We start from the raw sequence: 24,251 nt of genomic DNA, 5'->3' as shown, positions 1-24,251 counted from the left end.
CTCAGTACGCGGATGAACCCTGTTCACCTTTGACGATGGCAATGCCGGAACTGGCGCCGATACGTGTTGCACCTGCAGCAATCATAGCCTGTGCATCGGCCAGGGACCGTACGCCGCCCGAGGCCTTCACGCCAACCCCGGGGCCAACAGTGCTGCGCATCAGGGCAACGTCTTCCACCGTTGCTCCGCCACCGTTGAATCCCGTAGAGGTTTTGACGAAGTCTGCCCCGGCCTCGACGGCGGCCTGGCAGGCGGTCACCTTTTGTTCGTCCGTCAGCATGGACGTCTCGATGATGACCTTCAGGATGGCCTCGCCGGCGTGCACGGTTTCTGCGACGGCAGCAATGTCTTCCACCAGCGCGCCCTTGTCGTTTTCGCGGGCGGAAGCCATGTTGACCACCATGTCGATCTCATTGGCGCCGTCCAGGACTGCGCCGCGTGCCTCGAACGCCTTGACGTCCGTGGGTGTCGCGCCGAGCGGGAAACCCACCACCGCGCAGGTCAGGACGCCGGATCCCTTGAGGGCCTTGGCGACGGTCTTGACCCAGATGGGGTTGACGCAGACGGACTTGAATTTGTACTCGACGGCCTCGGCGCACACCTTCAGGATTTCAGCTTCGCTGGCCTCGGGCTTCAGCAGGGTGTGGTCGATGTAGGAGGCGATGCCGGCTTGGTTGCTCATGGAATCCTTCCGTGCCGGGCGTGGCCGGCCCGGTGGCCGCAGGGTTGTCACTGCCCGTCAAAGGACCATCTTGCCATATGGGCCGGACCCGGCATCGGCCCTGCTCAGGCGGCCGCGCCGGCTGGTTCCCTGCTGCCCAGGGAGTCCCGGCGACCCAGGAGTCCGGACGCGCAGAGCGAAGCTGAGGATTCTGCCGTGAGGAGGAGCCCGAGCCGAAGGCCGTCGCAGGAGGCGGCGTCCCCGATCGCCCAGATGCCGGGTACCGAGGTGGCGAGGTCGCGTCCCACCGCAATGCCGCCGTCGGGGGCTGTGCGGAGACCGGCGCTGGCGGCCAACTCGCTGCGGGCCGTGCGTTCTTCGGCCAGGACCACCAGGTCACCGTTCATGCTGCTGCCGTCCTCGAAGAGTATGCCTGTAGCCGGCAGCGGGGAACCTGCCATGGAGGGAACGACGGCGGCCGGGCGCAGCGTGGTGCGTACGGGACGGACACCGCGGGCGCGAAGCACGGCTTCGGCCTGTCCGGCTGCCGGCCCGGTGCCCACCAGGATGCCGAGGGGACGGCGACCGACGATCCGGGTGACGTCCTTGACCGCCTCGCCGATCGCTCCGGCGTCGTCGATGGTGGAGTAGTTCAGGCCGCAGTAGGCTCCCGTGACCGGTGGCAGGGCCGGGGCGGAACCAGTGGCGATGACCAGCTGGTCGTAGGCGAACTCCATGCCGTCCACGGTGGTGACCCTCCTGGCGTCGGCGTCGATGAAGCTGGCAGCCTGGCCGAACCGGACGGATACCTGCGGCAGCTCTGCGAGTTCCAGTAACTCCTCCGGGCAGTCGTCACGGTTGCTGAGGACAGTGACGGTGCCGTTGAAAGGTTGCTGGCGGGGGATGGACTGACCGGCGAGGCGCCGCACGAGGGCCTGGGCTGCGGGGCCCGCCCCTGCGATGACGATGTGGAGGGAAGCTGCGGAGGAGGTGGCGGACATGGTGGGTCCTTTCGCTGGTAAGACCTGTTTGGTGCTGTTGGTTTTCAGCGTAGAGTGCCCTTTTTTCGCTGGTGTTTCCCGGCTGTTGCCATCTTTCGTTGTTCCGTAGCGTGCCGTTTACCGGCCGGTAATAACGTGCGTCACATCCGCTGCAGGACAGCCCTTGTCAGTACCTCCGCAGCAGCTCCCGCAGCCCGTTCGCGGCGAACCCCGCCACGGCGCCCGCCCGGTCTGCGAGGCCGTGGGCGCCCACCGGCTCCACGGAGCCCAACAGGCCTGCAGCATCCGCCAGGGACATTGTCAGTTCAGCAGTGGCATCCCCGACCTTCAGCCGGGCCCGGCGCGAGTCCATCCAGGCGTCCGGACCGGGGTCGTCGTGCAGGGTGCGCGTCACGGCGACGTCCTGCCACCCGCCGTCGAACCTGGTCCGTGCACGGTAGGTGATGTCATTGCCGTCCGTTTCCACATGTCCGCCCGCCAGGAAGGTCCGTCCGTTGAACCGGGGGTGGTCCAGGTAACCGGTGAGCTGCGGGTTTCCGCCGTCAGGTGACGAGGGCAGGATGATTGTGGCGCTGAAAGTGAGCGGCTGGCCGCCGACATCGCCCCGCAGGGTGTCGGTGAAGCGGACCCCCGGAGCGGGGTCGGTCATGGCGGTGCAGGTGTGGTCCTTGGCAACGCCATCGGGGTCCATGGTGTCGAGGTATTGCCGGGCGTCGCGGTATCCCATGGCTACGAGGGTGTCGGCATTGATCCTGCCCAGGTAGAACTCAGGGTCCAGCGGCAACGGGTGCTGCGGCCGGATCACGTGCAGGATGAAGTCGCGGCCGGCAGCGGCAGCGGCTTCGAAGTCCGCCAGCAGGGCACCCATGGCGCTCATTTCGATCATGTGCACGTACTGCTCCAACGGACCGTCGCCCCAGTACGGCGAGTTTCCGATGCACCAGATGAGCCAGACTTCGTCGGCGCCCCGCCGCAGCGCCTCCTGGACGTTGGCATCGCGCATCCATACGGCATCGGTCCACACGCGTCCGTCACGCTCCAGCGGGGCCAGGAAGATGGGCAGCGACATCCCGGCGGCCATCAACCCGGCGTCGATCCGGGTGGCGTCGATCGCGTGGCACCGCTTTTCGGTGAATTCCACGACGTTGAAGGAACCTTCGACGGCGCCCGGTTCCGTCGCCCGGCTGCGGATGGTTGCGTCGTTGATCCCCAGGGCAGGGAAGACCTTCTGCAGGATGCCGTCAGCATCTCCCAGGGCAGGGAGGGACCACGGCCCTTTGAGGTAGTTGCCCAGTGGGAGGGCGGAGCCGAAATCCTTCACGTCCACCGCTGACCACCGGCTGCACATGTCGGCAGGTCCGATACCTGAGAGCAGCATTCCCGCCGTCAGGATGCCGCCGGATGTGCCGTCAACATGGTGGAACGCCAGGTTTTCCTCATCGAGTGCCTTCATGACCCCGGCTTGCCAGGCCACCCTCATCCCGCCGCCGGCCAGCACCAGGGAGCGTTTCATGGGGCCAGGCTTTGAGGCCGCTGGCTGCCGGGCTTGATGCGAAGCCAGTATGCGAAGAGGAGCGCCGCCGTCGCGAGGTCGAAGAACGCGACCAGGAGGGCCAGTGGAGAGAACACGCCGTTCAGGACCCCGATGCCGACGGCGCCAAAGGCGCCTGCTTTCTGGACGCCCGACCACAGGACGACTTCGGGGGATGGCCGGGCGGCCAGCAGCGTGTGGAGGAGCAGGCCGCCCACCACCACCATGAACATGCCCACCGTCCCGAAGAGCTGGACCGCACCCGGAGTCGGGTCGCCTCCGATGAGCCGCAGGATGGTGGAACCAAAGGGGATCTGGGAGGCTCCGGTGAGGATGGTGATGACCGCGATCGCAGCAAGGACGGCCCGCAGGGGGTCGGCCCGGGTCCAGGCGCGAACGCTGCCCTGCCGCGCAGGGTAGGCGGGCTGGTGGGCGGTCATGCGAACGTCTCCCACAGCTTGCCGCGGTCCACCAGGAGCCACACGATTGCTGCCCAGGTGAGCGTGGAAACGTAGAACCTGATGTCGTTCAGCAGCATCCAGCGTTTGAGGAGGGACCGCAGTTCCGTGTCGTCGGCAAAGTCGCCACCCCGGATCCGGACATTGATGGGGATTATGAGGCCTTGGCCCACCCACGTCAGCACCACGATCCCCACCAGGCAGATGATGGCCGGGACCAGGCGAAGAGTGCCCCACTCGGACCAGACCAGGATGCCCCCGGAGATGAACATGAGGGGGACCACCGCCGTGAAGAACCTGGTAGCCGCGCGCGTGGGAATCCCGAAGTAGGTGTCGACGTTATCGCGTGACAGGCCGTGCCAGGTGGGGTAGAGGAAGAGCTTCAGGACCCACATGGTGCCCACGTACATGGTGGCGCCGAACAGGAAGTAGAGGGCATTGGCAAGGAGGAGCCAGTTCATTGGGCACCGCCTCCCGGGTGGACAGCGCCGGTGACGCGGCTCCGGTCCGGTGGGGCCAGCCATTCCTGGCCCTGCCCCAGGTTCACTACGCTGTCCAGCATCTCTCCTCCCCGGAGCCCTGCGGCGCCTGCTTCTGTGGGTGCGGTGAGGAACCAGGCCTCGTAGTGGTCGTCCAGGACGCCGTGGGCTTGCGGCAGCCAGGCGGTGAAGACCGGTTTGGGTTCCACTTGCAGGTTCTTGAGTGGTTCGACGCCGGGGGCGTCACCGAGGACGAGCCGGGCCTTGGCCGCCGGCCCCAAGGCGATGTCACCGGTGGCTTCGAAGTAGATGTCCGATTTCCAGAGCATGTTCCGGAAGACGCAGTAGTTGGAAGCGGCGAGCTTGAGCGGCAGCCCTGTTGGGCCCGGTGCTGCGGGCCGTTCGATTTCGACGTAGCAGCCCAGTTGGCCGTCCTTGTCGTACTGCGCGGAAACCGTGGAGTCTGTGACCACGAAGTCCAGGTTGGCCTGGTGCTTGGGCATGCCCCAGATTCCTTTTCCTCCCTTGACGGAGATTTCCGAACTGACGGGGAGGTCCACCACGAACTGTCCCAGGCGGAAGGTCTTCTGGAACAAGAGCGGGAGGATGGGTGGTGCAGGCCTGTGGCCGTGCGTGATGGCGATGGCCAGCGAATACTCGATGTATTTGCCGATGTCCGTTGACTTGTAGTTGACCACGGTGACCACCAGCAGGCCTTTGCCACCCAGGCTGAACGGCCGCAGTTCAGAACCGGGCAGGGCTGCGGCGGCCGCTTTCTTGTTGATCGGGAAGGCGGCCATGAGCACAGGGGAGTCGTCGGAGTTGACGGGCATGGTGTATTTGATGCCGTCCGCCAGTGCATGGTGGCCCCGCAGGCGTTCCTGGCGCCGGGGGACCGGGGAGGGCATGAGTTTGAGCAGCGGGGTGGCCAGTTCGGTGAGTGTTTTCACGAGTTCAACTCCTTGACGATCACCGGGAACGTGTCCTGCCATGCTTGGTCGCCGAAGAAGACGTCCAGGTGGCCGTAGCCGGGAATGAGGTGCAGTGTGTCTTTCCCGGGCCGGTGCTTCTGGAAGAACGCATGGGTGCGTTGTTGGCTTTCGGGGAGGAAGCACCGGTTGTCCAGGCCCGCGATGAAGGCGAACCTGGCGTCCGTGCGGGGCGCCTGCGCGGTGAAGTCCTCCGGCAGTTCGGGGTGGTTCCCCGCCGCGACCATGTGGCCGGCGCGGATGCTGCGGCCCATTTCCTCGAAGAATGTCACCGGCACTTCGGCAAATTCACCGCTGAGCCATTGGTGGGTTTGGTCGCTGAGGTTTTCGTGGGACCAAAGGGCCGGACGCCCGCTGCCGTAGGTGAAGCTGACCATCTTGCAGACCGTGTTGTCGCATTCGTGATGCGTGGCCTTGACCATCCCGCGGATCGCCCGGGTGAAGTAGCCCTGCGATTTGTAGCCCCAGGCGGGGGACAGGTATGGAGTGAAGGCTTTGACGACCGGTGTGAGGTAGTCGATCTTCAGCCGGGAGAACGCCGGCACCACGGGGTGGAGGGAGACGGCGTTGGACACGATGGTGTCAACGTGCGGCAGCAGTCCAGCGACCGCCGACATGGTGAAGGACGTGGAGCCCTGGCAATGGATGACAGCTTTCAGGCTGCGGGCTCCGGTGGCCTGGAGTACGTGGTCCACGGCCGCGGGATGGTCGTATACGGCAGCGTCGGCGAGGGTCCAGGACAGCGGCTCAAGATCGATGGATGCCCGCCAGTTCAGCATCCAGACATCCCACCCGTCTTCCAGCAGGACGTCCACCACGGTGGTGCGGACCGGGGGCCTGAACAGTTCGGCCCTGACTCCGGACCCATGGACAAGGAGGACCGGTCCTTTGCTTGCCTCCGCCGGCGACGTGACGTGGACCAGGCTCAGCGGTGTGTTGTCCCGGGCTCGGAACGGGATGACCTCGGTCCGGTGCTCGGCACGGGTGATGATCATGGTGCGGTTCCCTTCCGTGCGATGGTGATGGGTTCTTCAAGCAGTTCCACGGCGGGCGGGCCGGCCTCCGGGACCAGCCGCGCGCCGTCGTCGTCGTTGTCGGCAAACCGCCAGTCACGGCAGATGGTGTCCACCACCAGCGGGTAGACCGTGAGCGTGCCGTCCGCGGCGAGGTGGAGGCGGAGGAAGCCCTTGTGGTCCTCGATCGACTGCCCGGACATCCTCCAGGACGCCACTTCGCCGCTGGGCGTTGCCAGGATGAACAGGGCAAAGGCTTCGCTGCCCAGCGTCCACCCGCCGGCATGGAACAGTGCCAACGCCAGGACCACGACCACGACGTCCGGCCACGTGCCGTGCCAGGGGATGATGATCACGACGGCGGCACTTACCGCGAGCGCGCAGAGCTGGTAAAGCGCGCCCCGGGCAAAGACCACGACCCCGGCGGCGGCCTGTCCCATGGCCCTGGTTGCCAGGGAGACCAGCGCCAGCAGGAGGGGGATGGCAAGGACCAGGACTGCGAGGCCCGGCAGTGTGGTGCTGCGGGCCATGTCCCGGAGCGTGTCCACGTAGGATGCGCCGTGGAAGGCGCTGAGGACTGTCCAGAGGGTGAGCGCGGCGACGACGTGCAGGACTCCGAGCGAGGCGCCGAAGCCTGGATTGCGGAGGGGAAGCCACGAGGACGACAGGGGGTTGGCGAGCCGGGCGCCCAGCACGTGGGAGTCCTCCGGTCGCGGGTAGCCGGCGGGGGCCTTGGTGAACAGGCGGCTGCCTGGCGCCGTTTTGGTCTGCGGTCCGGCGGAGTGGTGGGCGCTTGCTGCGTGGGGCGGCAGGGCCAGCTGGCCTGGTAGTCCCCGGGCGTCGGAGAGGTAGGCGCCGCCCAGGCCGCAGGTGATCAGCTGCGTCGCCGTGGGCTGGGGGCCTCCGGTCAGGTCTTCGGCGTACCGGGAGTAGTGGTGCAGGTCGCCGGTCAGCCAGAGCCGGACTTCCGCTCCGGTGGGTTCGAACAGGCCGGTCTCCGGGTTGAAGCGTCGCCGAAGGTAGTCCTGTTCGAAGAAGTGCACTTGCCTGAATTCGTTGTGATGGTCTCCGGCGGCGTCCGGGCTCGTGGCGGGTGCGTCAACCCAGAAGGGAGCGGCGACGCAGAGGATTATGGCGTCCCCGGGCTGCAGTTGCCGGGTGAGGTTTTGGTAGAAGTAGTCCAGCTGTGGTTCGTCGATGTATTGGCCCAGTTGGCTGTCCAGGCCAAGGAGCCACCAGCCCGGGGTGCCGGGGAGATCGGGTGTTGGGGGCCGGCCCGTGAGGCGCACGGCGAAGTAGCTTCGGGTTTGGATCGTCCGCCAGCTGCCAATGGCCCGCTGGCGGGTAAACACGCGGATGAAGGACGTCAGGCCGTCGTACCAGTCATGGTTCCCCGGCAGGGCCAGCATGATGGGTGGTTTGTTGTTGGGTCCGCTCTGCGCGGTTTCCGGCGGGTTTGGGCCGTTCTGCGGGCCCGGCAACGGGCGGGCAGGGAAGGCTGTCCTGTACGGCCCGGCCATCCGGTTCTCGTAGGCGGCGGGGGAAGCGACCGGGTAGACCTCGTCGCCGCCGAGTACCAGGACCTGGCCCCTGGGCAGTTCACGTCCGTTGACCGCGAGCGCTTCCTGGGCCAGGAGCCACGCAACGGTGTAGGTGGCGTCGAAGCCGTCGCCCAGGTCTGCCGCAAAGTCGAGCCAGAGCTCTTCAGGTCCGGTGTCCGGGTTGTTGCCGCGACTTTGAAGTTCGCGGGGGTTGGGCAGGCCGCGGCTTCCGACGGGTGGCTGCGCGGGCTGGCCCGGTGTCGGGAGCGTGTGCAGGCTGAGGTGGTCGGCGGGAAAGCTTCCTTCCAGCTCGCGTTTGTCACCGAAGTCGGCGAAAACCGTAGCTGCCGCCACTTTGAGGGCTGTCCTTGCCAGCGATGCGGGTGAGAGCCAGCGGACCGCCGGCTGTGGGGTGAATCCGAGTGCGGCACGGTGGTGGGTGAGCTCCCGGCTTTTCATTCGTGGTCAGCGTCCTCGCCGGGGCCGGGGCTGCGTCCCGGCTCTACCGGATGTCCCGGCTGTCCCGCGGGGACCGCCCCGGAGCGGGAAGGGAACACGTGGGACGCCGTTGCCGTACACCTGCAGGAGTTCCCCGCCGAACAGCTTCATGAACGCCGCCAGGCCCGCTGCCGGTGCGGGCCCTTCGGCCCGGAATGTGGTCAGTTGCCGCGCGAAGTCCAGCGGCCGGATGTAGAGGATGCCGGCTCCCACCACGCCCTCCCGTTCCGTGGCAGTGGACGCGGCTGGTTCGCTGGCAGCCTCTTCCGGGACGTGGCCGCGGAGGATGGTGGCGTACAGGACCGTGGTGTCCGGCCACAGGTCGAATCCGGCCTCGTTGTGGATGAGTTTGTGACCGGTGAACGTGAAGGGTGTGCCGCCGGGGTCCCGAAGCCACAGCCGGTACAGCATGCGTCGGGCGGGGCGTCCGTCGGGCGAGGCGTCCTCGACGAACAGGTTGAACCAGCCGCGTTCCACCGGCATGCGGCCGCCGAAGTAGTCGGCCAACACGTAGCCTTCGGCGTGGGCGGGATGGCGCGGGTCGGCCACGAAGGCGTCGATGTCCCGGGCCGTAATCGTCAGCTCGAACATGATTTTGCGGCTGCGGTCCCGCCCCAGGCTGCGGCCCCGTTCGGGGTCGGTCACGCCGGGGCTGAACCATCCGTGCATCTGTTCTGTGAAGCGTACCGATGTCGCTTCCTGCGGATTTCCGGCCATTGCGGGGCCGAGGCTCCGGCTCCGGACACGGGGTTCGGTTTCCGTCCGGGCTGCCGGCTTTTCCTCGGGGGCCGCTTTCCCTTTGGTCGCGTCCGGCGCCAAGGCCCGCGGAGCCAGCGCACCGGCGTCGACGACGGCGCCCGCAGCTTCCCGCTGAACGGTCACCGTTCCGCCGGGGTCGCCTGCGCTGCTTGTCCGGCCGTTAGCGTCCGGTCCGACGGCGTCTGCCGGAGTGATGCCGCGGTGGCGCGGGGTGTCCGGGACGTCGAGGACGTGGGCACAGGTGCGTTCCGCGAACGCCGAGATGGTCAGGGAAGGGTTGGCGCCTACAGGGCCGGGCATGGCCGCACCGTCCACCACGAACAGGCCCGGGTACCCGAAGACCTCACCGTAGGAGTCGCAGACGGCCTCGCCTGGGTGGCGTCCGGAGGGGGCTCCGCCGATCGGGTGGACTGTGATGACGCGCTTGGCCCACCACAGTGGATTGTCGATGAAGTCGCCGTCCAGATCCTGTGCGATCGCTTCCATGGTTGCCCGGACCCGGGTGAAATACTCCTTGGAGGTAGCCATGGTCCACGAGATCGCGAGCCGTCCGTCACGGAGGGTCAAGACGCCGTCGGGAATGTCCCGGCCCATGCCCAGCAGCGGCACGGAACTCGAGGACAACCGGCCGTCTCCCAGCGCAGCCGCCAGGTCCGCCGAAACGTTGGAACGGCCCGCGTCGAAGAGCCTGTCCTTGAGCAAACGGGCTGCCACCTTTGCCGTTCTCTTGACCGTGGTTCCGAGCTGGGCCGTTTCCATGAGCCAGTTGATGAAGGCCGGATACCCGGCGTCCTCCACGTAGTAGCCCCGGCCGTCGCCGTCGTCGTCATTAACATCCGGCACCCTGATGGCTGTGGTGATCACCGGGCCGCGGCTGCCGGTGAGTGTCCGCACGCCGGGCGGTGAACCGTTCTGCGCCGGTGTCCTGGCGCCCATCACGAACGTCAGGAGGTCTCCGTTCCCACTGAACCGGGTACCCAGGGCGTCGCTGAGCGCGGGCAGGGAACCCCGGTTCCGCAGCAGGAGGAAGTTGGTGCCGAACGTCCCCGCGCCCAGGAAGAGCCGCTTGCAGTGAATGATCTGTTCGGTGAGCAGACCACCCCGGTTATTTGGCCGGTGGACCACGAACCGTACCTCGTAGCCGCCGCCGTCCAGTGGCCTGATGCCGCGGACATCATGGAACGTGCGGATGTCCGCGCCCAGGGCAGCGGCCGCGGAAAGGTAGTTGTGGTCCAGGGTGTTCTTGGCGCCCGCGTTGCAGCCGATGTCGCACTCGCCGCTGAGCGTGCAGGTGGTCCGCACCGTGCCGGGACCGTGGATACTGCCATAGTCCGGCAGCCTGAGGGGTTGGTTGGTCCGTGGCTCACCGTCCCGTTCGGCGGCGAAGGTGACGGCGATGGGCGGCCGGGAGATGTTCAGTCCGAGGTTGGCGGCTGTTTTCTCCATGGCGAGCGTTTTGGCCGTGTCCCGGTAAGGATAAGGAACCGGACGGAGCATCTCCTCCGCGGCCTGGTAGTAGGGGTCGAGGTCGGCTCGCGTGAAGGGCCAGTTCTCGTAGCCACCACCCGGGACCGGTGACTCCTTGACGAACCACTTTTCATCCTTGCGGAGCAACACGTTGGCGTAGATGAGCGAGCCGCCGCCCAGCCCGCTGGATACCAGCCCCTCCGTGCCCCGGAATGTCCAGGCGTCGAACAGCCCGTACAACCCGCGGTCCGGGTCCCAGAAGTTGCGGCCCATCTCGGAAGGGGAACGCGCGAAGCTCCCCGGCGGGTACGGTTTGCCGCGCTCCATGAGCACCACCGACTGGCCCGCCTCTGCCAGTCGAAGGGCAACCACGGATCCGCCGAACCCGGAGCCCACCACCACGGCGTCCACTTTTTCCGGCGTTCCGTTGCTGCGGCGTGGAGCATCATCGGCGGTTCGGTATCCCGCATCCCCAGTGTTCCCGGTCCCCAGACGACCCATGGCCGTTCCTCTCACAGGAGAACTGACCTGAAGACATGCCGTGCGTGGCCGGGCGATGCCTCCGCGGACTATTGGCCCTTATGTTCCCACCGGGCCCCGGTTCTGTCCATGAGGTGGAGTAATCCGCGTGTACACCATGTCGAAGTCATGCTCCAGTGGCCCGCCCGGGTACGTGCCACGTTCCAGGCGGGCGGTGATGGTGTTGCCGTCGTTGCTGATGCGGCCGATAAAGCGCTGGGGCCAATCCGGGCCGTCCCTGAAAAGGATCCACTCGTTGTCCTTGAGGGTCATGTCGTAAATCCGGGCGACGCCCCGCGAGTCGTAGTAATGCTGCTGGAATGCTCCGTCGGAGCCGGTAGCCCCGATAATGCTGACCGCGTTGGGGTATTCGGGCCGTTGGACCGTGGAACGCTGGATCAGAAAGCCCCCGCCCTCCAGCCATTCGAAGCTCGTCCGACCACTCGTTTCGGCGCTGGGAATGGTGGTTTCCCATTCGCCGACCAGGATGTCCAGTTGATCCAGTGCGGGTTGTGGTTCCCGTGCCATCACTGTCCTCTCTCGCGTGCGAACAGGTTCAGGCTAGGACCCGGGCGCTGCACTGCATAGGGTTTTGTTGCTCCGTTTCCGCAGGGCCGTGACCACGCCCGGAAGCGGTGGCAGGATATGCGCATGAGCCGAGTCACCTGCGATCTCACAGTGTCCCTTGACGGCTACGTTGCCGGACCACGCCAGAGCCTGGAAGAACCGCTGGGTGCAGGCGGCGAAACGTTGCACCGGTGGCAGTTCGAGGAACGCGAGGCCAATGCAGCGGAGGTGGCGGGCATTCTCGACGCCGGGGCGTACATCATGGGGCGGAACATGTTCGCAGGGCCTGGAAACGGGCCGTGGTCGGCGGACTGGCGCGGCTGGTGGGGTGAGGAACCGCCGTACCACGCGCCCGTATTCGTCCTGACCCGTCATCCCCGAAAGTCCTTGGAGATGCAGGGCGGAACCACGTTCCACTTTGTCACGGAGGGTATTGAAGCCGTTCTTTCCAAGGCCCGTGAGGCAGCAGGCGGCAAGGACGTCGCTGTTGCCGGTGGGGCGTCGACGGCCAGGCAGTTCCTTTCTGCCGGGTTCATCGACGAACTCCGGCTCCACGTCGCACCGATCGTCCTGGGCGGTGGCGAGCGTCTGCTCGATGGTGTGGGAGACCTGAAGCTTGAGCCCCTGGAAGTCCGTGGGACACGCCTGGTGTCCCACCTTCGCTACAAGGTGGGCTGACCAGCTGACCGTAATGTCCGGCATCCGCTGTACACTCAAATATCGAACATATATTCGAATAAAGGTGTGTTGTGGGCGTGATAGTCGGCCCCCGCGTGATAGATGCGGGCTTATCCATTGTGTCGGTGCTGTTGGCTCCCGTGGCCGTTCCGGCCGGTTATCCATCGCCGGCCCAGGACTACTTTGACGGGCGCATAGACCTGAACGAGCACTTGATCAAGGACGTCACCAGTACCTACGTGGTGCGGGTGACCGGCCAGTCCATGGAGGGCGCCGGTATCAGTGACGGAGATGAGTTGATCGTCAACCGGGCGCTCGAACCCAAGGATGGGTCCGTGGTGGTGGCCGTTCTGGATGGCGAGCTGACCATCAAAAGGCTTCGCATTACGCCGTCCGGCGTGGTGCTCCAGGCGGACAACCCCAAGTATCCGGATATCCGGGTGCCCGCACTGTCCGAGTTGACCATTTGGGGTGTGGCCACCACGTGCCTGCACCACGTTTAAGGGGCGGGGGCGGCTGTGGAGTTCCGCAGTACTAGTTGTGGCATCAGGCGCCTGTCCGTGACCGGGGCGTCGGGGTTGTTGAGCCGCTCCAGTGCGGTCTCTCCAGCCAGTCGGCCCAAGTCCAGGGCGTGAAGGTCAATGGACGTCAGGTCGATGCCGTGCAGGCGGGCTGTCCGGGAATTGTCGTAACCCACCAGGGACAGGTCGCCGGGAACCTTCAGGCCGCGTGCGAACGCGGCCTCCCGGACACCGAGCGCAAATTGGTCGTTGTGGGTGAAGATCGCCGTGGGTCGATCCGGCGTGTCGAGAAGGGTGTAAGCGGCCCGTTCGCCGGCTTCCTGGGTGTAGTCCGCTGCGGTCACCACGTGCGGTACCAGCCCGGCGCCGGTCATGGTCCGTTCATAGCTTTTGCGGCGGACGGTATGGCCGTGGTGCTCCGGTCCGGCGACGTGGGCGATGCGCCGGTGGCCCAGTGCAAGCAAGTGTTCGGTGGCCGCGCGGGCGCCGGCGTCGTCGTCGGAGTAGATGCTGTCCACGCCCTCCACCCTGCGCGCCACGCTGACCAGGGGTACCACCTGTGCAAGCTCATGCACTTGCTGGTCGGTGTCCAGCAGGGTAGCGGCGATGATGATGCCCATCCGCGCCTCGATCAACGAATCCACCGCACCCCGGTCCACGCCGTCGAGGGTCCGCGAAACGCTGAGGATCAGCCGGTTGCGCTCATGGGGCAATGCACTGCGGACGCCGTTGAGGATGTCTGCGTAGACATCGTTGCGGATATCCATGAGGTAAAGCCCGACGGCGGAGCGATGCTTGCGTGCCAGGTCCGCGGCTACCGCGTTGGGTCGGTAACCCAGACGCTTTGCGGCGTCCAGGATTGCCTGCCGGGTTTCGCCGCTGACCCCCGGGGCTCCGCGGAAGGCGAAGGAAACCAAGGTCCGGGACACTCCAACTTCACGCGCCACATCGTTCTGCGTGGCCGGGCGTCGCTGATGGTCGGGTGCCATGGACCCATCCTCCCACGCCCGCGACGTCACTTGTTCGTCATTTGTTAGTTTGACCTTACATTTAAACCTTTCGCGCGTTAGTCTTGTTTCAGAGCGGGTGGTTATGACCCGCACCACACTGACAAAGGAGTCCTGATGTCTGCTACGCAAATGCAGCGGGATGGCGCGCCCGGCCTATCACTTCCTCCCCTCACCGGGGGACCGCACCGCAAGCGCCTCGGTCTCGTCGCCCTGGTCGCCACCTTCGGTGGCCTGCTGTTCGGTTATGACACGGGCGTGATCAATGGCGCCCTCCGGCCAATGACGGCCGAACTTTCCCTCACCCCGCTCACGGAAGGGATTGTCACCAGCTCGCTGCTGTTCGGGGCGGCCGCCGGGGCAGTCGCCGGCGGCAGGCTCTCCGACGGATGGGGGCGGCGGAAGACCATCATCCTGCTTGCCACCCTGTTCTTCGCCGGAACCCTGGCCTGCGTCTTCGCTCCGGGTTTTGAAGTCATGGTTCTGGGGCGGATCATCCTCGGCCTCGCAGTGGGCGGTGCATCCACCGTGGTTCCTGTTTTCCTGGCGGAGCTGGCACCCTATGAAATCCGGGGCTCCCTGGCAGGGCGCAACGAACTCATGATCGTTATCGGTCAGTTGGCCGCATTCGTGGTTAATGCCATCATCGGCAACCTCTGGGGCGAATTCGGCGGAGTCTGGCGCATCATGCTCGCCGTGGCCGCGGTGCCGGCCGTCGCTCTGTTCTTCGGGATGCTCCGGATGCCGGAATCACCGCGCTGGCTCATCTCCAAGGGCCGCAGCCAGGAGGCGCTTGCCGTCCTCAAGACCATCCGCTCCGAGGAACGCGCAGAAGCGGAAATGGCGGATGTCAAGCATCTGGCCGACGAGGAGAGGGCTTCGAAGGCGACCTCCTGGGGTGCGCTGAAGGACAAGTGGATCCTGCGCATCATCCTGGTGGGCATCGGCTTGGGTGTTGCCCAGCAGCTGACAGGCATCAACTCGATCATGTACTACGGCCAGTCCGTGCTCGTTGAAGCGGGATTCGACTCCAGTGCGGCCCTCATCGCCAACATTGCCCCCGGCGTTATCGCGGTGGTGGGCGGCGTGATAGCCCTGGCCCTGATGCAGCGCATGAACCGCCGCACCACCCTGCTCCTTGGGTTCACCTTGACCACGGTCTGCCACTTCCTGATCGGTATCGCCTCCATCCTGCTCCCCGTGGGCAGCGGGGCGCGTCCGTTCGTGATCCTCTTCCTGGTGGTGGCCTTCGTTGGATCCATGCAGACTTTCCTGAACATCGCCGTATGGGTCATGCTGTCCGAAATCTTCCCGCTGCACGTGCGTGGCTTCGCTATCGGGTTGTCGGTCTTCTGCCTGTGGATCGCCAATGCGCTCCTGGGCCTCTTCTTCCCGACCCTGGTAGCGGGCGTTGGTATCACCGGAACGTTCTTCCTGTTCGGGGTGGTAGGCATCCTTGCCCTGGTCTTCATCTACACGCAGGTTCCGGAAACCCGCGGCCGTACCCTGGAGGCGCTTGAGGAAGACGTGACCACCGGCGCCATCTACTTGGTGCACCGGAAAGAATCCGTGAACTCCTGACCCCTGAAGGCCCGGGAACAGAGCAGCGCCGCACGTCCGGACGTGCTGCGCGGCGCGGTGGGGGGGTAGAGTGTCTGCCCGCCGGCACCGCCGTGGGCGAGCCCCGTCGGGTAGCCGGCAAATGCGGGTTGCCGAGTCACACAGCATCCGCCCTGGGATCCGGCGTTTTGGGATGCCGTGGTGGCGCCCGCTGCGGGGACGTCACAGCTGGTGCCGGCGTCAGTGGAGCAGACCCCGGTTTCGGGCAGTTCCAGGTGAACGGTGTTGGCTGCTGCGTGGTCACCCGCGAGGGCTGCGGCAACAGAACGGACTTGCTCGTAGCCAGTGGCGAGCAGGAACGTCGGGGCGCGACCGTAGGACTTCATGCCGGCGATGTAGAAGTCCTTTTCCGGGTGGGCGAGCAATGCCGCTCCATGGGGTGGAACGGTGCCGCACGAATGGAACTCAGGATCGATCAGCGGCCCCAGCCCGGTGGGTGCTTCCACTGCCGGGTCCAGGTTCAGACGCAGTTCGCGCAGGATGTCCAGGTCCGGCCGGAACCCGGTGCAGGGCACAATGACGTCGGCGTCGATAGTGCGTCCGTCGACCGCTTCAACCGTGACGCGCGTGCCGAGGGATTTCAAGGCGGCGATGCCGAACCCGGTGTGGAGTTCGATGGTTCCGCGCTCCACCAGGCGGCGGAGCCGGGACCCGAGTTGGCCGCGGGCGGGCAGCCCGTCGGCGTCACCACCACCGTAAACCTTCTCAGCCGACGCGCCACGGACGGCCCACAGGATAGTGGTGTCCGGTGCGTCCTTGGCGAGGTCTGCGAGGTTGATCAGGGTGTTCGCTGCTGAGTGGCCGGCTCCGACGACGAGGACACGGCGACCGGTGAACGTGGCACGGTCCCGTCCTGCAACGTCAGGCAGGGGCAAGGAGATCCGCCCGGTGGCTTCTTCTTCGCCAATTGCGGGCAGTCCGGAGGTGCCGAGGGGGTTGCGGGTGGACCAGGTGCCCGAGGCGTCGATCACGGCAGCGGCCACGTGGTCGCGGATCACGCCGCCGTCGTGTTCAACGCGGACGACGAACGGGGTGGTGTCCCGCTCACGTACGTGGGTTTTGTCCAGGCCCTGGCGGGTCACAGCGACAACTTTCGCGCTGGTTTGGAGGCGGGTGGCGATTGCTGTGGTGGCGGCCAAGGGGGTGAGGTAGTTGTCGATGAGTTCGCCGCCATAAGGCAGGGCTGTGGGACGGGGTTGCTCCCAACCCGTCGTCTGGAGCAGGCGGACGGCAGCGTCGTCGAGGTTGAAGCGCCACGGAGAGAACAGCCGGATGTGCCGCCATTGTTCGATGGCCGCACCGGCGGTCGGGCCTGCTTCGAAGATGATCGGTTCCAGCCCGCGTTCCAGGAGGTGGGCGGCCGTGGCAAGACCGATGGGCCCTGCCCCGATCACGGCGACGGGAAGGTTCTTCGTTGAATCCATGCTGTCCTCTGCTGTTCTCTCCTGCGACGTTACCGGGTGTATGACTACGTTGCGGCCGGGATCAACGACGCGATCAGGCCCTCAATACGGGTCTTGATCTCATCGCGGATGGGGCGGACGGCGTCGACGCCCTGCCCGGCAGGGTCCTCAAGAACCCAATCCTCGTAACGCTTGCCGGGGAAGTACGGGCATTCATCGCCGCAGCCCATGGTGATGACGACATCGGAGTCCTGGACAGCCTCGGTGGTGAGGACCTTGGGGATCTCGGCGGACATGTCGATGCCGAGCTCGGCCATGGCCTCCACGGCAGCAGGATTGACCTTGTCCGCGGGCTGCGACCCGGCGGAACGGACCTCGATCTCACCCTTGCCGAGGGTGGTCAGGAATGCTGCGGCCATTTGGGACCGGCCGGCGTTGTGGACGCAGACGAACAGGACGGAAGGCTTCTTGCTGGTTTCGGTGCTCATGGTGGTTTCTCCTGGAGTCGGTTTGGAGCTTGGGTTTGGTTGGGCTGACACCGGATAGACATTGATGATCGTCGATGTAACGAGTATCGGTCGATGTATTGATGATTGTCAATATTCACCCGGGAAAGGGTTTGCGGGCTGGTGCGGCGCTGTGGTCAGGCGGCGTGGAGGCGGGGTGCGAGGTCGTTGATGCGGCGGTTGATGTCTTCGAAGGCGGAGTCGAAGGCATCGGTCGTATTGGCGCGGATGGGGTCGGGGACGGACCAGTGGATTCCGCCCAGGCCGGGGAGTTCTTCGTGGGCGTTGTCGCAGACGGTGATGATGAAGTCCGCGTCCTCGGCGACGTCGCCGAGCTGCCGCGGAGTGGGGGTGCCGAGGTTGATGCCATGGCGGTGCGCGACGTCGATCGCGCCCTGGGCGACGCGGTCGGCGGGGTGCGTTCCAGCTGAGACGGAGGGGATGTCGCTGGCGCGCTGCCAGAGCGCGGTCGCGAGCTGGGAGCGGGCACTGTTGCGCGTGCAGACAAACAACACACGCCTCGCGCCGTGTTCACGCCCGGGCGCCAAGCCGTCCAGCGCTGCAGCGGCGAGGCGGACGTAGCTGCGCCGCTTATCGGCTTCCGAGCGGTGGCGGGTGACCAGGCCGGCACCTTCCAGGGTCCGGAGGTGGTGGGAGAGCAGGTTGGAAGGAATGCCGAGTTCGGCCTGCAGTTCCGTGGGCGAATAATCACCCAGGGTGAGCAGGTCGATGATCCGCAGGCGTGCGGGGTCTGCGAGGGCGGCATGGATCGCGACCCGCGCTTCAAACTGGTTCATTCGCTCAGTATCCATTGGTTCAATTTTGACTGATATAAATTTGTGGGTCAAGCTGGATGCCATGACACCTCCCCAACCGCCGTTGTGGCGTCGCGCCGTCGCCGAGTTCCTCGGCACCGCCCTGCTTGTTTCCGTCGTCGTCGGGTCCGGGATCGCCGCGGCGCAGTTGTCTCCGGACAACGTGGGCCTGCAGTTGCTGCAGAACAGCACCGCCACGGTGCTGGGTCTGACCGTTCTGATCCTGGTGTTCGGGCCGGTCAGCGGCTCGCACTTCAATCCGGTCGTTTCCCTGGCCGACTGGTTCCTCGGCCGTAAGGCGGGCACCGGCCTGTCGCTTCCCGACCTGGGTGTTTATGTGGTGGTGCAGACCGCCGGGGCCATCGGGGGCAGCGTGCTCGCGAACGCGATGTTCGAAGTTGGCACGACCATCTCCACGAAGGACCGGCTCAGTGGCGGTCACTTGCTGGGCGAAGTCGTGGCCACCGCCGGGCTGCTTTTGCTGATCTTCGCCCTCGCCGCAACAAACCGCGGCAACCTGGCCGCGCCCGCCGTGGGCGCCTACATCGGCGCGGCCTACTGGTTTACTTCCTCGACGGCGTTCGCCAATCCCGCCGTGACGGTCGGCCGGATCTTCAGTGACACGTTTGCCGGTATCGCTCCAGGCTCCGTGCCCGGCTTCATCGTCGCGCAACTGGCTGGCGCGGCCATCGGCGTGGGGGTCCTGGCTGTCCTTTTCCCTGCTGCGCCACAGGCCGTGGACGATGTCGTCATCCCGCACCCGGTGGAGAAGCCGGGCTCCTGACCGCGGGTGATGACGTGGCTCCAGGCCAGGAGGTGCGCGCCGACTATATTGATAGCGGTCAATGTTCGGGCATAATGGATGGATGACCACGCTGCCTGTCCTCCAACCGGCCACCTCCGATCCCTGCTGCGGCCCTGCAGGGGAGACAGTGCTGGGTGATGGTGCGGCCAGGCAGAAGGCGGCGGTTTTCAAGGCCCTGGCGGATCCCAACCGGCTCCGCCTGCTGTCCATTATCAAGAATTCCTCCGCCGGCGAGACATGCGTGTGTGACCTGATCGAACCGTTGGACCTTGGCCAGCCCACTGTGTCGCACCACTTGAAGATCCTGGTTGATGCCGGCTTGTTGCATCGGGAAAAACGCGGCACATGGGCGTACTTCTCCCTGGTCCCCGGTGCGTTGGATGATGTCGCCGGGATCCTGGCCCGGCTGTGAACGGCCGCCGGGACCAGTTCGCGGGCCGGTAGTCTGGAACGGGAAAAAACAGCCGCGCAGCGGGAAGGGGACCGTCATGGCAGCACAGTCGGGATGGACGAAGTACCTCCTGGGCGGCGGGCTCCTGACGGCCGTGCTGGCGTTGATCGCCGGAATACTGGGCATGCACATCCTCGTCGGCGGAGCCCACTCCACCCATCAAGCCGCGACCGTTGGCACGGCGGCCAGCACCGCCGTCGTGAACCATGCCACCGCGGCAGGGCACGCAGCAGCCGGGCATACCGGCCACGCCACCTCCGCTGATACCGGGGCCGGCACGGCCGCCCCGGCACAGTGCATGTGCCAGGGAAACTGCTCAACAGGGCACGCCATGGGCAGCTCCTGCATCCCGTCCCCCAAAACAGCCAGTCTCGCAGCTCCGTTACCCGAACGCGCATCGTTCCTTTCCCCGGCGCACCGTGCCGTGTCCAGCCATGCGGGATCGATGTGGTCGTACCAGCCCGGTAGTCCTTCACCGGGTGATTTGTCGATCAGCAGAACATAGACACCCCGGGCCGGCCCATGCCCGGTGCAATTTTCTTTTGTCTGCTGCCGTTGGCAGTCACTCCTTTCTGCCCTGGACGGGTTTATCCCTCGGGCAGAGCTCCGCTGATACCTGTCATGGGGGCCGTGCCGCCGTGACCGTTTGTGAAGGATCTTTTGATGAACACAAAGAAGTTCTTGTCCCTCTCTGCCGTTGCCGTCGCCGCAGCCATAACGCTGGCTGGATGTTCCACCAATACCCCGGGATCGTCCGGAACCTCCATGCCGGGCATGGACCATGGCAGCATGGGCTCATCCATGATGCCCTCGTCCTCCGCCACGGCGGCGGGTGACCATAACGCCGCTGATGCGATGTTCGCCCGGATGATGATCCCGCACCATGCCCAGGCGGTGGAGATGAGCGGGATGATCCTTGCCAAGCAGGGAATCCCTGCCGACGTCAGCGCCTTGGCGACCCGGATCAAGGACGCCCAAGGACCTGAAATCGAGAGAATGACCGGCTGGTTGAAGAGCTGGAACGAGCCCACCATGATGACCGGCGACCACGGCATGGACGGCATGATGAGTGAAGAAGACCTGTCCAGGCTCAAAGCGGCCCAGGGCGTGGAGGCCGCGAAGCTGTTCCTGAGCCAGATGGTCGCCCACCATGAGGGGGCCGTGACGATGGCCAAGGCCGAAACCGCCGATGGCAAGAACGCCGAGGCGGTGCAACTGGCCAGGGACATCGTGGCCGCCCAGGAAGCTGAAATCAAGGAAATGCAGCAGCTGCTGGCCAACCTCTAGGCCGTACCCGGCTGCCGTCCGACCATGGCCGGCAGCCGGGTGCTCCCTTTTTGTCGGTGCCCCGATCTACAGTGGAAGTATTCGAATATTTGTTCGAGTTGAGCCGTGTCGCGCTTCACCGCGCGAACGTTCATCTGGTAGAGCCGGGAGGGAAAGTGTCCAAGCCAACCATCATGCACCGGATGCAGGAGATCGCCCATGTGGATATCAACTGCTTTTATGCCTCTGCCGAACGCGCGTTCAACCCGGCGCTGGAAGGCAAACCCGTCATTGTGCTCTCCAATAACGACGGATGCGCCGTCACCCGATCCCCGGAAGCCAAGAAGCTGGGGATCGGGCTCGGGGACCCGTGGTTCAAGCTGGCACCCAGGGCCAGGGAGTGGGGACTCGTTGCACTGTCCAGCAATTACGAGCTGTATGGGGACATCAGCTCGCGGGTGATGGAGTTGCTGGGCCGGTACTCGGCATGGCAGGAGATCTATTCCATTGACGAGGCCTTCCTCGGGGTCAAGGGTGGCCCAAACCAACTCCTGGAACTCGGCCGGACCATCAAGGACGCCTGCCGCAGGCACGTGGGAGTCCCTGTGTGCGTGGGGATTGCTCCCACCAAGACGCTCGCCAAGCTCGCCAACAAGTGGGCCAAGCACAACCCGGCGTTCGACGGTGTGTGCCGTTGGGAATCGGTACCCGCAGAGCAGCGGGAAGCCCTGATGGCGCGGCTGTCCGTGATTGAAATCTGGGGTGTGGCTACCCGGCTGACCAAGCGGTTGAATGCGATGGGCATCTTCTCGATCCTGGATTTGGTCAGGGCGGATCCGGTTGCCCTCAGGGACAAATTCTCGATCGTCATGATGCGGACCGTCCTGGAACTGCAGGGCACCCCGTGCATCCCCATGGAGGAGGAACGGATAGGACGCGACCAACTGATTTTCTCTCGCTCGTTTTCAACGCCCATCACCAGTGCGGCGGAGTTGCGGCAGGTGCTGAGCGTTTATGGCCAAATGGCCAGTGCCCGGCTTGCCAAACACGATCTGCAAGCCAAACTCCTCACCGCTTTTGCTGCCACATCCGTGTACAACCCCCGGGACACATCGTTCCCCAGCGTCAATGTGCGGCTGCCCATGCCCACCGCGGACCCGGTACTCCTGACCAAGGCCGCGCACGCCTTGCTGCCCAGGATCCAGGACGGCGTCCGCTACGCGAAGGCGGGCATCATGGTCACGGACCTCCGTCCCAGCGGCAACCAAAAGCCGCTGGAGGTCTTCGAGAACCGCCACGAGGAACGTGGAATCGGAACGCTGCTGGAAACTGTCAGCAAGCGCTACGGGCGCGGCTCCATTGGCCTGGGCCATGCCGGCATCAGGGGCGGGCCGGACTGGTCCATGAAACGGGGCATGCTGAGCCCCCGCTACACCACCAACTGGGATGAGCTTCCCCTGGTGAAGGCGGCGTAGCGGGGTGCACCACCAGTTAGATGCGGAGCCGGTACCCGCGCTTCACCACGGTTTCCACCAGCTTCCCGTCCGGCAGCGAGGACCGCAGCCGGCTGACCGTCATGTCCAAAGCGTGGACGGAACCGCGAAGATCAAGAAGGTCGGACAACGCCTCACGGGAGAGCACAGCGCCGCCGGCCCCCAGCAAAGCCCGCAGGAGAAGCAGGGGAGCAGGAGCCAGGTCCACCACATCGCCGTTGATCCGCAGGCACCGTCCGCGCAGCTCGATGGTGGCCGAGGGCGTTTCCACGCGGCGCACATGGTTCAGGGACAAGTGCTCGGTGACCAGCCGGATCAAGGCTCCCATGCGGAACCGGTCCGGGATCAGGGGCGTCAGGCCCGCATCAACCAGCGGCTGCGCGGTCACAGGCCCGACGGCGGCTACGGTCACCGGTCCTTTCAGGGCCTCGATGACCTGCCTGTACAGGCCCATCTCATGGGCGGTGCTCCACAGGGCATCCACAGCCGGTGCGCTGGTGAAGGTCAGCACATCCAGGTTTCCGCTGACCACGGCCTCGATCAAGCGCGGGAGTTTGTCTTCCCCGTCCGGTTTGACCCAGCGGTACGGCGTCACGGTCAGGACGTTGGCTCCGGACATGCGCAGTCGTTCCAGCTGCCGGACGTCGGTGTAGCCGTGCAGCTGCACCGCAACAGTCTTGCCGCGGACGCCTTCAGCAAGCAGCATATCCACCAGGGTAGCCGTGGTTTCGTCGCTGCTGATTCCGACGTCGGCAAGCCCGGCCGCGCGCACGGCACCGCGGGCTTTGGGTCCCCGGACAAACATACGGCAGGCGGAAAGTGCCTCCAGCAGTTGTTCGCCGATGCCGAACGAGTCGGCGGCTTCACACCAGCGGCGCATGCCGTAGGCGGTGGTGGCGATGCAGATGTCCGGCCTGGCCTCAATGATGGTCCGGGTGTCCTCGATCAACACCAGGTCCTCCTGGACTGGAGCGATCTTCAGGGCAGGGGCATGCAGCACGCTCGCACCGCGGCGTTCGAGGGCCTCGATAAGGTCCCGGGAACGGCGGTGCGAGGTGACGCCGATGCGGAAACCGTCCAAGGGAGATTCGGCTGATTCGGCAGCATCAGGTGAAGCTACGGCATCCTGTGCTTCAGGGGCACGGGTAACAGTCATGGTTTTACCTTCAGGCTTCAAGGAGGGAAGCGGCGAGTCGGCTCAGTTCGGCAGAGGCTTGGGCATGATTGCGGTTGGCTTCAGCCACCCTGACCACCTCGCCAATGACCAGCACGGCCGGGTTGCTGCAGCCGGTTGCAGCCGTCTCGATGGTACCCAGGTCCGCGATTGTGGTGCGCTGGCCGGGGCGGTATCCGCGCTCCACCACAGCCATGGGCATATCGGCATTCATACCGGCCCGGCGGAGCCCGGCGGCCAGTTGGGGGAGGGTTCCGATGCCCATCAGGACCACGATGGTCCCGCCAAGGCCTGCCAAGTGGAGGTGCTCCTTGTCAGTGAGTGGTGCGTGGCCGGAGACCACGGTGAACATGCGGCTGACCTCGCGGTGCGTCACGGGGATCCCGGCCGCCGCCGGAACGGAGATCGCACTGGTAACGCCGGAGACCACCCGCACGGGGACGTCGGCGGCAACGCAGGCTGCCACTTCCTCGCCGCCGCGCCCGAAGACGTAGGGATCGCCGCCCTTGAGTCGCACCACGTTCTTGCCCAGAAGCGCGGCCTCGACCATCAGCTTTTCGATGTCACGCTGAGTCACCTTGTGGTGGCCCGGCTGCTTGCCGACGTCTACCAGCTCTGCGGAGGTGAGGTCGGCCAGTTCCTGATAGGGCGCCAGCCGGTCATAGAACACCACGTCGGCATCCCGCAGGGCATCCAGCGCCCCCACCGTCAGGAGGTCCAGTGCGCCGGGGCCGCCGCCCACCAGGGTCACGTGCCCTTCTTCGCCGGCTGGCGGTTCAAAGGCCACGGGAATGCCGGCTTCCTTGCAGCCTTCCACCAGCGGCAGCCAGCCGGCATCGCCGTCGTCCACCACGGCAACCAGGAACGGACGGCGGGCGAGCAGACCGTCACAGGCGGCGGCGGAGGGCACACTGATCCTGTGCACCACGGCGCCGGCGTTCCGGTAGCGGCGGACGGCCTGGCGGGCCATGGTGTCGGAACCGGCAACAAGGACGTCCCGGTCGGTCAGGTCGATGGTGAGCTGCATTG

General features: G+C 65.7%; 24 protein-coding genes. 8 read left to right on the top strand and 16 right to left on the bottom strand.

The window, feature by feature from the left end:
* Position 1: 1 nt before the first annotated feature.
* The 10 genes from deoC to ACSVIE_RS07400 all read right to left on the bottom strand — a co-directional run bounded on the left by deoC (position 2) and on the right by ACSVIE_RS07400 (position 11,444).
* Positions 2-682: a deoxyribose-phosphate aldolase gene (deoC, locus tag ACSVIE_RS07445; RefSeq protein ID WP_426006596.1), complete on the bottom strand. Its 681-nt coding sequence runs from the start codon at positions 680-682 to the stop codon at positions 2-4.
* A 104-nt stretch (positions 683-786) separates the two neighbouring features.
* Complete coding sequence (locus tag ACSVIE_RS07440) at positions 787-1,662, bottom strand: FAD-dependent oxidoreductase (RefSeq protein ID WP_426006597.1); 876 nt, start codon at positions 1,660-1,662, stop codon at positions 787-789.
* Positions 1,663-1,828: 166 nt separating this feature from the next.
* Positions 1,829-3,175 carry a patatin-like phospholipase family protein gene (locus ACSVIE_RS07435; RefSeq protein ID WP_426006598.1) on the bottom strand — a complete coding sequence of 449 codons (1,347 nt, stop codon included), beginning with the start codon at positions 3,173-3,175 and terminating at the stop codon, positions 1,829-1,831.
* On the bottom strand, positions 3,172-3,633 hold the full coding sequence (locus ACSVIE_RS07430) for a hypothetical protein (RefSeq protein ID WP_426006599.1): 462 nt from the start codon (positions 3,631-3,633) through the stop codon (positions 3,172-3,174). Before ACSVIE_RS07430 ends, ACSVIE_RS07435 begins: the two co-directional genes overlap by 4 nt.
* Complete coding sequence (locus tag ACSVIE_RS07425) at positions 3,630-4,112, bottom strand: hypothetical protein (RefSeq protein WP_442423468.1); 483 nt, start codon at positions 4,110-4,112, stop codon at positions 3,630-3,632. Before ACSVIE_RS07425 ends, ACSVIE_RS07430 begins: the two co-directional genes overlap by 4 nt.
* Positions 4,109-5,080, bottom strand: a complete 972-nt coding sequence (locus ACSVIE_RS07420; protein ID WP_442423467.1) for an acetoacetate decarboxylase family protein — start codon at positions 5,078-5,080, stop codon at positions 4,109-4,111. Before ACSVIE_RS07420 ends, ACSVIE_RS07425 begins: the two co-directional genes overlap by 4 nt.
* A complete protein-coding gene (locus ACSVIE_RS07415; RefSeq protein ID WP_426006603.1) occupies positions 5,077-6,114 on the bottom strand; it encodes an alpha/beta hydrolase in 1,038 nt (345 codons plus the stop codon). The genes ACSVIE_RS07420 and ACSVIE_RS07415 overlap by 4 nt, the downstream gene beginning before the upstream one ends.
* Positions 6,111-8,132 (bottom strand): hypothetical protein, encoded by a 2,022-nt coding sequence (locus tag ACSVIE_RS07410; RefSeq protein ID WP_442423466.1) that lies wholly within the window; start codon positions 8,130-8,132, stop codon positions 6,111-6,113. The genes ACSVIE_RS07415 and ACSVIE_RS07410 overlap by 4 nt, the downstream gene beginning before the upstream one ends.
* 6 nt (positions 8,133-8,138) lie before the next feature.
* Positions 8,139-10,898: a GMC oxidoreductase gene (locus tag ACSVIE_RS07405; RefSeq protein WP_442423465.1), complete on the bottom strand. Its 2,760-nt coding sequence runs from the start codon at positions 10,896-10,898 to the stop codon at positions 8,139-8,141.
* 78 nt (positions 10,899-10,976) lie between these two features.
* Positions 10,977-11,444 (bottom strand): hypothetical protein, encoded by a 468-nt coding sequence (locus tag ACSVIE_RS07400; protein ID WP_442423464.1) that lies wholly within the window; start codon positions 11,442-11,444, stop codon positions 10,977-10,979.
* Positions 11,445-11,567: 123 nt separating this feature from the next.
* Here ACSVIE_RS07400 and ACSVIE_RS07395 point away from each other — a divergent pair, with 123 nt between their 5' ends.
* Positions 11,568-12,161 (top strand): dihydrofolate reductase family protein, encoded by a 594-nt coding sequence (locus tag ACSVIE_RS07395; RefSeq protein WP_426006607.1) that lies wholly within the window; start codon positions 11,568-11,570, stop codon positions 12,159-12,161.
* A 71-nt stretch (positions 12,162-12,232) separates the two neighbouring features.
* Positions 12,233-12,664 (top strand): LexA family protein, encoded by a 432-nt coding sequence (locus ACSVIE_RS07390; RefSeq protein WP_426006608.1) that lies wholly within the window; start codon positions 12,233-12,235, stop codon positions 12,662-12,664.
* On the opposite strand, the gene ACSVIE_RS07385 is transcribed toward ACSVIE_RS07390, so the two are convergent.
* Positions 12,661-13,671 (bottom strand): LacI family DNA-binding transcriptional regulator, encoded by a 1,011-nt coding sequence (locus ACSVIE_RS07385; protein ID WP_426006609.1) that lies wholly within the window; start codon positions 13,669-13,671, stop codon positions 12,661-12,663. The genes ACSVIE_RS07390 and ACSVIE_RS07385 overlap by 4 nt on opposite strands.
* A 135-nt stretch (positions 13,672-13,806) precedes the next feature.
* Between ACSVIE_RS07385 and ACSVIE_RS07380 the strand changes: the two genes are divergently transcribed.
* The gene (locus tag ACSVIE_RS07380) at positions 13,807-15,270 is read left to right on the top strand and encodes a sugar porter family MFS transporter (protein WP_426006610.1); all 1,464 of its coding nucleotides are present in this window, start codon (positions 13,807-13,809) and stop codon (positions 15,268-15,270) included.
* Here the strand turns inward: ACSVIE_RS07380 and ACSVIE_RS07375 are convergent.
* The 3 genes from ACSVIE_RS07375 to ACSVIE_RS07365 form a co-directional block, all read right to left on the bottom strand.
* Positions 15,234-16,733, bottom strand: coding sequence for an FAD-dependent oxidoreductase (locus ACSVIE_RS07375; RefSeq protein ID WP_442423463.1), 1,500 nt, complete (start codon positions 16,731-16,733; stop codon positions 15,234-15,236). The two genes, ACSVIE_RS07380 and ACSVIE_RS07375, sit on opposite strands and share 37 nt — an antisense overlap.
* 44 nt (positions 16,734-16,777) lie before the next feature.
* Positions 16,778-17,200: an arsenate reductase ArsC gene (locus ACSVIE_RS07370; RefSeq protein WP_442423462.1), complete on the bottom strand. Its 423-nt coding sequence runs from the start codon at positions 17,198-17,200 to the stop codon at positions 16,778-16,780.
* 155 nt (positions 17,201-17,355) lie between these two features.
* Positions 17,356-18,030 (bottom strand): metalloregulator ArsR/SmtB family transcription factor, encoded by a 675-nt coding sequence (locus ACSVIE_RS07365; protein ID WP_442423461.1) that lies wholly within the window; start codon positions 18,028-18,030, stop codon positions 17,356-17,358.
* A gap of 46 nt (positions 18,031-18,076) precedes the next feature.
* Between ACSVIE_RS07365 and ACSVIE_RS07360 the strand changes: the two genes are divergently transcribed.
* From ACSVIE_RS07360 to ACSVIE_RS07340, 5 genes are all read left to right on the top strand, one after another.
* The gene (locus tag ACSVIE_RS07360; protein ID WP_442423460.1) at positions 18,077-18,817 is read left to right on the top strand and encodes an aquaporin; all 741 of its coding nucleotides are present in this window, start codon (positions 18,077-18,079) and stop codon (positions 18,815-18,817) included.
* Positions 18,818-18,899: 82 nt separating this feature from the next.
* A complete protein-coding gene (locus ACSVIE_RS07355) occupies positions 18,900-19,250 on the top strand; it encodes an ArsR/SmtB family transcription factor (protein ID WP_442423459.1) in 351 nt (116 codons plus the stop codon).
* Between the two features lie 76 nt (positions 19,251-19,326).
* The gene (locus tag ACSVIE_RS07350) at positions 19,327-19,794 is read left to right on the top strand and encodes a hypothetical protein (RefSeq protein ID WP_426006616.1); all 468 of its coding nucleotides are present in this window, start codon (positions 19,327-19,329) and stop codon (positions 19,792-19,794) included.
* A 158-nt stretch (positions 19,795-19,952) separates the two neighbouring features.
* Positions 19,953-20,576, top strand: a complete 624-nt coding sequence (locus ACSVIE_RS07345; RefSeq protein WP_426006617.1) for a DUF305 domain-containing protein — start codon at positions 19,953-19,955, stop codon at positions 20,574-20,576.
* A gap of 173 nt (positions 20,577-20,749) precedes the next feature.
* Positions 20,750-22,030: a Y-family DNA polymerase gene (locus ACSVIE_RS07340; RefSeq protein WP_426007507.1), complete on the top strand. Its 1,281-nt coding sequence runs from the start codon at positions 20,750-20,752 to the stop codon at positions 22,028-22,030.
* 16 nt (positions 22,031-22,046) lie between these two features.
* Here the strand turns inward: ACSVIE_RS07340 and ACSVIE_RS07335 are convergent, their stop codons facing one another.
* Both ACSVIE_RS07335 and cobA read right to left on the bottom strand, forming a co-directional pair.
* A complete protein-coding gene (locus tag ACSVIE_RS07335; RefSeq protein ID WP_426006618.1) occupies positions 22,047-23,204 on the bottom strand; it encodes a uroporphyrinogen-III synthase in 1,158 nt (385 codons plus the stop codon).
* A 10-nt stretch (positions 23,205-23,214) separates the two neighbouring features.
* Complete coding sequence (gene cobA, locus ACSVIE_RS07330; RefSeq protein WP_442423458.1) at positions 23,215-24,249, bottom strand: uroporphyrinogen-III C-methyltransferase; 1,035 nt, start codon at positions 24,247-24,249, stop codon at positions 23,215-23,217.
* Positions 24,250-24,251 lie beyond the last annotated feature (2 nt).

Origin of the sequence: Paenarthrobacter sp. NCHU4564, assembly GCF_052156435.1 — a bacterium.
Classification (GTDB): Bacteria; Actinomycetota; Actinomycetes; order Actinomycetales; family Micrococcaceae; genus Arthrobacter.
This window is presented reverse-complemented; position numbering and strand designations above follow the sequence as displayed.